Origin of the sequence: Halococcus thailandensis JCM 13552, assembly GCF_000336715.1 — an archaeon.
GTDB lineage: Archaea > Halobacteriota > Halobacteria > Halobacteriales > Halococcaceae > Halococcus > Halococcus thailandensis.
Genome location: NZ_AOMF01000020.1, coordinates 1 through 7,292 on the forward strand (window position 1 = coordinate 1; position 7,292 = coordinate 7,292).

The following is a 7,292-nucleotide window of genomic DNA, read 5'->3' on the forward strand; positions in this document are numbered from 1 at the left end:
TGAGATCGTCCTGAAGTTCGCTGTCTCGAACATCGAACAGTTATGTGAACCGCTATGATCACCGCGCCCTATGCCTATTCAACGCAGCAGTCTGATCGGAGAGGCAATCCGCTTCAGTATCTCTGATTACCTTATGTAACAGACAGCATCCTTATGTAGGGTCAGATGTTACATAAGGTCAACATGACTTCAGAAGAGCCGCCAGCTGCTCCGGCTTCACTACCGAAATATCTCCGCAAGGGGCTTCCGAAGCAGAACCGCGAATCGCTGGTGGAAACCCGCGAGTATATCGACGAACTACTCGAATGGACCCAGCAGCCGATCGAAAACGAGGAACTGCCGGACGCCGCCGATCCCGTCGACGAGGACGAGAGCAGTCCGAAAGGTGGGACCGTCGTGATGGAGAAGGTCACGTGCGGCGACGAAACCTGCAAGTGCATGAAGAAGGGCGAAAAACATGGGCCGTACAAGTATCTCTACTACCGGAAGGCCGACGGCACGCTTACGTCCGAGTATATCGACAACAGGTGAGTTCTCAGCGAGCACTCCATATCGGCTCCTCTACAGACCTTATGTAACAACAAGGCAGGTAGAAGAAGCGGGATGTTACACAAGGCGGCGAGAGACCACACCACTGCTTCCGGAGCAACTCGGGCTACACCCTCGTTTTTCTCTCCCGAGAGGGGTGGAGGATTTCCACCATGGACAGCCCGCCACAGCCCCCAGCGAAGCAGGGTATCGAGAACACAGACCTTCAGCAGCAGCCAGACACCCGGACACTAGAGCCAACCGAACTCGCCAAGACGTTCGGAGCAGTCTCCGAGCCGGAAAGCCCCGAAGAAGAATGTGCAGCGGCACACCAATCGGGCGAGATGTTCGAAGGCGGCTACCGAGGAGACGGCCGATGAACGACCTCACAGGCAGTGTTGTCACTGGCGTGCGAAACATGACCGATGACGAGATCGCCGCCGAATACTGGTGTCACGACAATCTCCACACACCCAAACAGATCGTCCTCGCCGACGATGTCCGACTGTTCCCTTCAGCAGATCCGGAAGGGAACGGCAGCGGGGCGTTCGTTGGCCTCGATAAGGACGGACTCATGGGTGCAACGTACACTGGTGGCCGAGAACTCGCAGACGCGGAATTCGAGCAGATGGGATGGCTGAAAACCCATCACGGTGCGCCACCAGTCTTACAGTTCGAGGACCGCAACGGCACGAAGTACGCTGTTTTCCCAGCATGCGATCCCGAGCACAACGGCCCCGGTGCAGTATTTGGCCGTGATGGTGACGAAGCATTCCGGTTTCAAACTCACAGCATCCCGGAATCCGACAACGCTCCGGTTCAGGGGTGATTGCTCACAACAGCCTCGAGGACCACAACGAGCCGCAATCCCGTTTTTCTCCCCCAGAGGGGCGGAGGAATTCCAACCATGGGAAGCCTGTCTCGACACCGTGCGAAGCAACGCTTCAAGGAGGCTCTCGATCAGCGTCTTCCAGACAACCCCAGTCCGAGCGAGACGCACTCGGTCTACCGTGAGACTATCGATGAACTCCTCGCCATCGCCATCGATGAAGAGGAGCTGGATGCCGCCAGTCGTCGTCTCGCATCCAATCCCGACGCCATCGATTTCCCGGACTGATCGCCGTGTCCGCAAACGATATCCTCGAACCTGAAACCGAAGCCGAACAGCACGGTCTCCTCGCCCGTCTGATCCGATGGGAGAACGGCCGCTACGCAGTCGAAACCTCGACGACGCTCCAGTCTGGCGGCCACAAGGAGCAGTGGTACCCGGTCGGTGGGTCGGTTGGGTACGACGCAAGCGTGTTCGACACTGAAGCAGACGCTCGCGACTATTTCGAGGATCTGACCACCCTCAGCAGCGAGGCGATGTGGGAAAAATACGGCGAGCAGGGGGTTGTGGGTGACCCGATAGCAACCTCTTTGCTCCTTATGTAACAAATCATGTCTCACTAACTCTATCTGTTACATAAGGCCTGAAACACCGCCGAGCGCCACCGCAGCACGGGGTACATTAGTACGACGACTCGCCGTTTTTCTCCTTCGAGAGGGATGCAGCGTCGAGACGTACAGTCCGACAACAGACGACCGACTACCAACAGAACACTATCAACAGCCATGAGTACCAAACCGCAAGACGCCGTGTGGATCAGTCGCGACACAGCTGAGACCGCGCTCACCGAACTGAATAATCTCCTCGAATACGCCGACGGGGAAATGGAAACCGGTGGCGAACGGGCCGCCATCGACGATCTCTGGCACGCGCTGGAAAGCGATGAACCCCGAACAAGCGTGACGAGCAGCGGCGAGTTCGACAAGCTTGCCATCGCTGGCGTCTCTGATGAAGCGGTCGTTATCGATCNTCCCTGCCGCCGACGACGGAGATGGTACGGCTGAGAACGGCTCTGAGCCCGAAACGGTCGGCGTGGACACTCCGGACAACGGGGGAGAAGATTGATGCCGATCGTCGAAACCGAAGAGCGCTACGAGGGCGCGTTCGATGAAGTTGAGTGTCCAGTCTGTGGCTCGGAGGACTGGACGCACCTCGTTTTTCAGGGTGTGTTCTGCGCCGACTGCAACACTCGGTGCCTCCTCCGCGAACCTGCTGGTGACCAAGGGTTCATCGCCAAGTTCGATGGGAGCTACACGTGGCTCACCGACGACGCCGAGATGATCCCTGAAACAGAGGAATACGGCGCAACTGCATCAGGGAAGTGGACCGGGACTCCCAGCCGCGGGTACGAGCGCTACTGGTTTTCAGCCACGGCAGAACACCTCGACGAGTACACTACCGATTGGAAGCCTGCGTGGGAACGAGAAGATGCCGGAACTGGCGAACCGAACTATCTCATCGAACTCCCGAGTAACGAGGTCGAAACACGATGACAGACACTTCTCAACGAGAGCACGGTCGCCGCCGGATCGAGCTGTCGCTTGTCCTCGAATTCGGCCCGGAGCAGGTTCTTGGCGCGGACGGTGAAGTGAATGAGGACATCATGCGCCGCGAGGCGCTCGATTATGCCGCCGAAGCAGCTCGAAACGGTGAGTTCGACATCGAAATCTCGCTGATCGACGAGGTGGACGAATGACTTCAACCAACACGAAAGCGGCCTCAGACGCCGACGAACTCATCGAACAGCTCCTCGGTGACGATCGGGATGTTCTCACGGACGCCGTCGGTGTCAGAGCGGTTGATGATCTCCAAGGAATCGAAGTGATCCACAGAGCAATCAACGGAGAACAGGTCATCATCCACTACAATCACTACACCGCCTACCAGTCGGATGGAAACGGATCGATGGACGAAATCGACATCTTCGCCACCAAAGCTACCGAAGCTACCGAAGCCACCGACCAATGAACGTCGAATACATCACCGCCGATGGCGAGAGGCCGCTATACCGGCGTATCGTACTTCCGGCAGGACCGTGACGGGGTCGGGTTGTTTACCGGCGATGATCTCGGGTTCGTTCAGGAAGATACGTTCGTCACGTACGCTGGACCGGGTCACGCCGGCGATGTTCCAGCGGTCGATGAAGAATCGATGGAGGACGTGATGGCTGCGCTCAGAGCCAAAGAACAAACGAGCGATGGGATGCTGATCGGCCGCTCCGGTGCCCACTCGAAGTCGGATTCGCCAAGGACCGAAATGTAGGACGGCCCCTCAATCAAGAAGTACCGAAAGCAGTCACGATGGACCAAGGGCGGGGCGAGACAATCGCCCTCGTTTTTCTTCCTCAAGAGGAGTGAGGAGATCCGACCATGGACGACACCACAGACAGTGACAGCACCGAGACGACAACCGATAACGAGAACGAACACGGGCACGAGCAAGAGCAAGAGCAAGACCACGACTGTCAGGAGCACCTCGAATACGTCGAGTACGAGCTAGTCGAAAACGGCTACGACGACATCTTCGTCTGTCGGATCTGCGAAGACGAGTACCGATTGGTGTACGCGCGGGCGTTCCTGCTCGACGGCGACGATTTCTCGCTCGTAGAGGAGTACACCGACAGTATCGAAAAGGAACTCAGACAGCTTCGCGACACCCAGGACGACGACACGGACGAAGACGAAGAAAGCACAGAACCCGTTGAATCGTAGCTGATCCGCCTTATCGAGTCCACAACCACGATTTCCAGTCCACTCATGAGCGAAACACAGTCAGCCACGGCACCAGAGGCAGAAGCAGAGACAGAAGACCGAACAGAGCCAGAAGCCGCTGCAGATACGGAGTCGATCCCACGCGAACAGCAGATGGTGTTCGGTGACGACGGTGAGATCGAACCCGACGGCGATACCGTCGAAACCTCGCTCGAAGCCTTCGGCGCGGAGGTCGATCACAGCGAGGGGTCCGGGCGAGTCGCCAAACCGAGCGCGACCCAGTTCGGCGTCGACGACCGAGCGCAGGTTCCTCAGCGCCAGACCAACGAGGAGGGCGATCAACGCTCGCTGTTCGCCGATGTCGAGAACGATCAGCAGACACTCGGTGGGGAAGACGCCGCGAATCGATGTCTATTCGGTAATGACAGTGACGAGTAACCGGCCCGGTCGATAGAGCTGCCGGTATTTGCTGTTTTTCTCGCCAGAGGGGCGTGCAGGCGCGCGTAGATCAACACACAGCACGCCAGAAAATCACGAAATCATGCACCAAATCATCCACGCGATCGTTGACGCACAGACCGAAGAATCCGCTCTCGGAGCCGCACGCGGGTCGGTCTTCGACCGTCTTGTTGGAGCCACAGTCGAGAGTTCTGCCGAGTTCGACTACTACGTCACGTTCGACGAGGAACGGACTCGTGTTGCGGGCAAAGGTCGGTGGGGCGAACTTCCCATCGCCGCTCGACTCAGTTCCGACGAGGGTTGCGAACTCCTCGCCCGGGGATGGAACGCGACGAAAGCGGAGTTCAAGCGTAATCTACAGGAAATTCGTGAGGCACTCAGCAGCCTCAGTGATCAGGAGGTCATGAACGACGACGATTTCGTTCGCCATCACTGCGCGAATCTCGGTGCCTATGCCGGGCCGCCAGTCCACCTCTACGACAACTCGGGGTGTGGGATACGAACTTTCGAGGATTTCGTCTGGCCATACGAAGACCTCGAACAGCCGTGGATCGTCCCTGCCGATGTTCACTACTAACGCCCATGACAGATAGTACCCATCACTCCGAAACGTCGCCAGCACCGGAAATCGAAGACGTAGATGAAGCGGTTGTGACGTTCCACCCACAGATCTGGCACGATAACCGTGCCCTCACCAGCGACGATACCGAGACGTACGCAGTTCCCATCGAAGCGGCACTGGACGACGACGGCGAGCTTCTCGAAGATAATACTGGCGAATCGGACAGGCTCGCTGATCACGAAAATGCACCAGAGCGAGTCCAGAACTGGAAGGGACCACACTACGTGACGATCGATGGAGTGCGGTGACAGTCGCCATGGCTGTCGCCTGCCGGAACTGCGGTCAGGAGTGGGAGCGCGATCCAGCGCTTGAAGTCGCGTGTCCAACCTGTACGGCTGAAGCGGGTCAAAACTGTCAGCGCCCATCCGGGCATCCCTGTCGCATCCACGCCGAACGCGACCGACGCGCGCTCGAAGAAGTCTGTGACTACTCGGTCTGCCCGGCTTCTGACGCCCCTGGTCGGCCGGTCTGGAGTGCTGCTGGCGAAGAAGACCGCGATGGAGATACCTACCAAGCCACACTTTCCTAATTCTCTCTCAGGAAGGATGCCACTGATTTCGCCGTAGAAACGCTAAGAAGGTGGAATCTGGTCGTATAGTTCTTGGAGTTCGCTAAGACGATCTGCCTCGCCATTCCGGTAATCGACAACGAGCGTCCGCGTGTTCCCCCGGCCATCTTTCCTCACAGTGCCATCCAAACAGAAAATAGATATGTGGCCAAATATTATCGTCAGTATGTCGCTCGAATCCACCCGCATCACGGCCAGTACGTCCGAACTCTTTCAGGCGATCCTTTCGGACACAACCGGCGAAGTGGTAGCAGTCAATCTCGATGGCGAACAGCTCACAGCGCTTGTCGAGACGATCGGTGGACTCTCGGAATCACCCACAGTCCGCAGCCTCGTCGAGGACTCCGTTGCGAGGTGGCTTCGAGACGATTTCCTGGTGGCAAGTGCCGTCGCCGATGAAATAGTTGCTGGAAACCTTTCGCTCCGAACAACCGAGGCACGCTTCGAAAACACACTGCTGGTGACCGGGGAAACCGTCGTATCCATTGTCCCAGCCGGTGATCGCGTCGCTGGTCTCACTACCGACGACGAAGACTTCGTTGCCACTACTCGCGAGAAGTGGAACAGCGAGTGGAACGATGCCACAGAGGTTTCCTTCCGAACACCACCGCGGTCGGAAATCCACGAATCGCTCGCCAACGAGATCGGTGAAGGAGTCGATGCAGATTTCAGAGCCATGCTCGATTCAGTCGAGACCACCCGTGACAAGGAGACTCTCAACGAAGTGGGGCTGAATCTGCTCGCTGCTGCCAACAACGAAATCCAACTCTTCAAAATCAGCAAGTGGGGCGAGGACACGGGACTGGCAAGCAGAGCGACGTACTCGCGAACGAAAACTCAGCTTGAAGACAGCGGCCTGCTCGCCACCGAGAAGGTCCCCATGGATGTGGGCCGCCCCCGCCTCCGTCTGCTGCTGGGTGAGGAACTCCGTGGTGTCGATGTCGACGACCTTGTGGAGCAGGCCCAGAAAATGATGGCCGCTGCGCCTGCCTGACAGTCTTGTGAAAGAGAGATCGTCTTGAAATGAAGACAGGGTAGGAAAAGGCTTTTCGGGTCGTGATCCGCTAGAAACTCTCACGGGAGTGATTCACAATGGGCACTCTGAGCCGTGTCAAAACGGCATTCACGAGCGCTGACCGTGACGAATCCCATCCGTATGAGTGCCAAAACTGTGGTGCATGCTTCAGATTCCAGCAGCAGGTGTGTCCTGAGTGCGGTGGATATACTCTCGATCGGATCGAGTGGTCTTCTTAGGACGCTCTTGCCGAATCTAGTGAAACACGTTGAGGGCGAAGCAGTCAACGAGGCCGTGTAGCGGTGCTCCGACGAGGTTCAACGTCCGTACGAACCCGTAGGTTCGGACGGACTGTTCCAATCCTGGTTTGGAGAGACCACGGAACTTCTCCAGCCACGGCTGGATCAACGACCAGAGGCATTCGACTTGATTTGTGTGGACGCCTTCGTCTGAGACGTACTTATCGTCGTGAACAACGGTTCGATGCTCGTGGTTCATCT

At 57.5% G+C, this 7,292-nt stretch carries 15 protein-coding genes and 1 pseudogene; 15 read left to right on the plus strand and 1 reads right to left on the minus strand.

Annotated features, from left to right (window positions below; genetic code table 11):
• Positions 1–183 precede the first annotated feature (183 nt).
• The 15 genes from C451_RS00720 (at position 184) to tbsP (ending at position 6,771) form a co-directional block, all read left to right on the plus strand.
• Positions 184–531 carry a DUF6788 family protein gene (locus tag C451_RS00720; protein WP_049912609.1) on the plus strand — a complete coding sequence of 116 codons (348 nt, stop codon included), beginning with the start codon at positions 184–186 and terminating at the stop codon, positions 529–531.
• A 170-nt stretch (positions 532–701) separates the two neighbouring features.
• Positions 702–908 carry a hypothetical protein gene (locus C451_RS21460; RefSeq protein WP_152420302.1) on the plus strand — a complete coding sequence of 69 codons (207 nt, stop codon included), beginning with the start codon at positions 702–704 and terminating at the stop codon, positions 906–908.
• Positions 905–1,357, plus strand: a complete 453-nt coding sequence (locus C451_RS00725) for a hypothetical protein (protein ID WP_152420303.1) — start codon at positions 905–907, stop codon at positions 1,355–1,357. Before C451_RS21460 ends, C451_RS00725 begins: the two co-directional genes overlap by 4 nt.
• A 78-nt stretch (positions 1,358–1,435) precedes the next feature.
• Entirely contained in the window at positions 1,436–1,645 is a 210-nt protein-coding gene (locus C451_RS00730) for a hypothetical protein (protein WP_007736568.1), read from the plus strand.
• Between the two features lie 5 nt (positions 1,646–1,650).
• Complete coding sequence (locus C451_RS00735) at positions 1,651–1,962, plus strand: hypothetical protein (protein WP_007736570.1); 312 nt, start codon at positions 1,651–1,653, stop codon at positions 1,960–1,962.
• Positions 1,963–2,481: 519 nt separating this feature from the next.
• Positions 2,482–2,910 (plus strand): DUF7567 family protein, encoded by a 429-nt coding sequence (locus C451_RS00745; protein ID WP_007736574.1) that lies wholly within the window; start codon positions 2,482–2,484, stop codon positions 2,908–2,910.
• Positions 2,907–3,113 (plus strand): hypothetical protein, encoded by a 207-nt coding sequence (locus tag C451_RS00750; RefSeq protein ID WP_007736575.1) that lies wholly within the window; start codon positions 2,907–2,909, stop codon positions 3,111–3,113. The genes C451_RS00745 and C451_RS00750 overlap by 4 nt, the downstream gene beginning before the upstream one ends.
• Entirely contained in the window at positions 3,110–3,385 is a 276-nt protein-coding gene (locus C451_RS00755; RefSeq protein WP_007736577.1) for a hypothetical protein, read from the plus strand. The genes C451_RS00750 and C451_RS00755 overlap by 4 nt, the downstream gene beginning before the upstream one ends.
• Positions 3,386–3,406: 21 nt before the next feature.
• Positions 3,407–3,679 carry a hypothetical protein gene (locus C451_RS00760; protein WP_007736579.1) on the plus strand — a complete coding sequence of 91 codons (273 nt, stop codon included), beginning with the start codon at positions 3,407–3,409 and terminating at the stop codon, positions 3,677–3,679.
• Between the two features lie 107 nt (positions 3,680–3,786).
• Positions 3,787–4,128 carry a hypothetical protein gene (locus tag C451_RS00765; RefSeq protein WP_007736581.1) on the plus strand — a complete coding sequence of 114 codons (342 nt, stop codon included), beginning with the start codon at positions 3,787–3,789 and terminating at the stop codon, positions 4,126–4,128.
• Between the two features lie 45 nt (positions 4,129–4,173).
• Positions 4,174–4,566 (plus strand): hypothetical protein, encoded by a 393-nt coding sequence (locus C451_RS00770; RefSeq protein ID WP_007736583.1) that lies wholly within the window; start codon positions 4,174–4,176, stop codon positions 4,564–4,566.
• Between the two features lie 103 nt (positions 4,567–4,669).
• The gene (locus C451_RS00775) at positions 4,670–5,164 is read left to right on the plus strand and encodes a hypothetical protein (RefSeq protein WP_007736586.1); all 495 of its coding nucleotides are present in this window, start codon (positions 4,670–4,672) and stop codon (positions 5,162–5,164) included.
• Between the two features lie 5 nt (positions 5,165–5,169).
• Entirely contained in the window at positions 5,170–5,457 is a 288-nt protein-coding gene (locus C451_RS00780; protein WP_049912610.1) for a hypothetical protein, read from the plus strand.
• An 8-nt stretch (positions 5,458–5,465) separates the two neighbouring features.
• Positions 5,466–5,738, plus strand: coding sequence for a zinc finger domain-containing protein (locus C451_RS21465; protein ID WP_152420304.1), 273 nt, complete (start codon positions 5,466–5,468; stop codon positions 5,736–5,738).
• A gap of 205 nt (positions 5,739–5,943) precedes the next feature.
• Positions 5,944–6,771 (plus strand): transcriptional regulator TbsP, encoded by an 828-nt coding sequence (gene tbsP / locus C451_RS00785; RefSeq protein WP_007736593.1) that lies wholly within the window; start codon positions 5,944–5,946, stop codon positions 6,769–6,771.
• A gap of 276 nt (positions 6,772–7,047) precedes the next feature.
• Here the strand turns inward: tbsP and C451_RS00790 are convergent.
• Positions 7,048–7,292 (minus strand): annotated as a pseudogene (locus C451_RS00790) (IS1595 family transposase); the annotation flags it as partial.

Excerpts from the sequence above, each read along its gene's own strand:
- C451_RS00720 (WP_049912609.1), top strand. The coding sequence starts at position 184 with ATGACTTCAGAAGAGCCGCCAGCTGCTCCGGCTTCACTACCGAAATAT.
- C451_RS21460 (WP_152420302.1), top strand. The coding sequence starts at position 702 with ATGGACAGCCCGCCACAGCCCCCAGCGAAGCAGGGTATCGAGAACACA.
- C451_RS00725 (WP_152420303.1), top strand. The coding sequence starts at position 905 with ATGAACGACCTCACAGGCAGTGTTGTCACTGGCGTGCGAAACATGACC.
- C451_RS00730 (WP_007736568.1), top strand. The coding sequence starts at position 1,436 with ATGGGAAGCCTGTCTCGACACCGTGCGAAGCAACGCTTCAAGGAGGCT.
- C451_RS00745 (WP_007736574.1), top strand. The coding sequence starts at position 2,482 with ATGCCGATCGTCGAAACCGAAGAGCGCTACGAGGGCGCGTTCGATGAA.
- C451_RS00750 (WP_007736575.1), top strand. The coding sequence starts at position 2,907 with ATGACAGACACTTCTCAACGAGAGCACGGTCGCCGCCGGATCGAGCTG.
- C451_RS00755 (WP_007736577.1), top strand. The coding sequence starts at position 3,110 with ATGACTTCAACCAACACGAAAGCGGCCTCAGACGCCGACGAACTCATC.
- C451_RS00760 (WP_007736579.1), top strand. The coding sequence starts at position 3,407 with ATGGCGAGAGGCCGCTATACCGGCGTATCGTACTTCCGGCAGGACCGT.
- C451_RS00765 (WP_007736581.1), top strand. The coding sequence starts at position 3,787 with ATGGACGACACCACAGACAGTGACAGCACCGAGACGACAACCGATAAC.
- C451_RS00770 (WP_007736583.1), top strand. The coding sequence starts at position 4,174 with ATGAGCGAAACACAGTCAGCCACGGCACCAGAGGCAGAAGCAGAGACA.
- C451_RS00775 (WP_007736586.1), top strand. The coding sequence starts at position 4,670 with ATGCACCAAATCATCCACGCGATCGTTGACGCACAGACCGAAGAATCC.
- C451_RS00780 (WP_049912610.1), top strand. The coding sequence starts at position 5,170 with ATGACAGATAGTACCCATCACTCCGAAACGTCGCCAGCACCGGAAATC.
- C451_RS21465 (WP_152420304.1), top strand. The coding sequence starts at position 5,466 with ATGGCTGTCGCCTGCCGGAACTGCGGTCAGGAGTGGGAGCGCGATCCA.
- tbsP (WP_007736593.1), top strand. The coding sequence starts at position 5,944 with ATGTCGCTCGAATCCACCCGCATCACGGCCAGTACGTCCGAACTCTTT.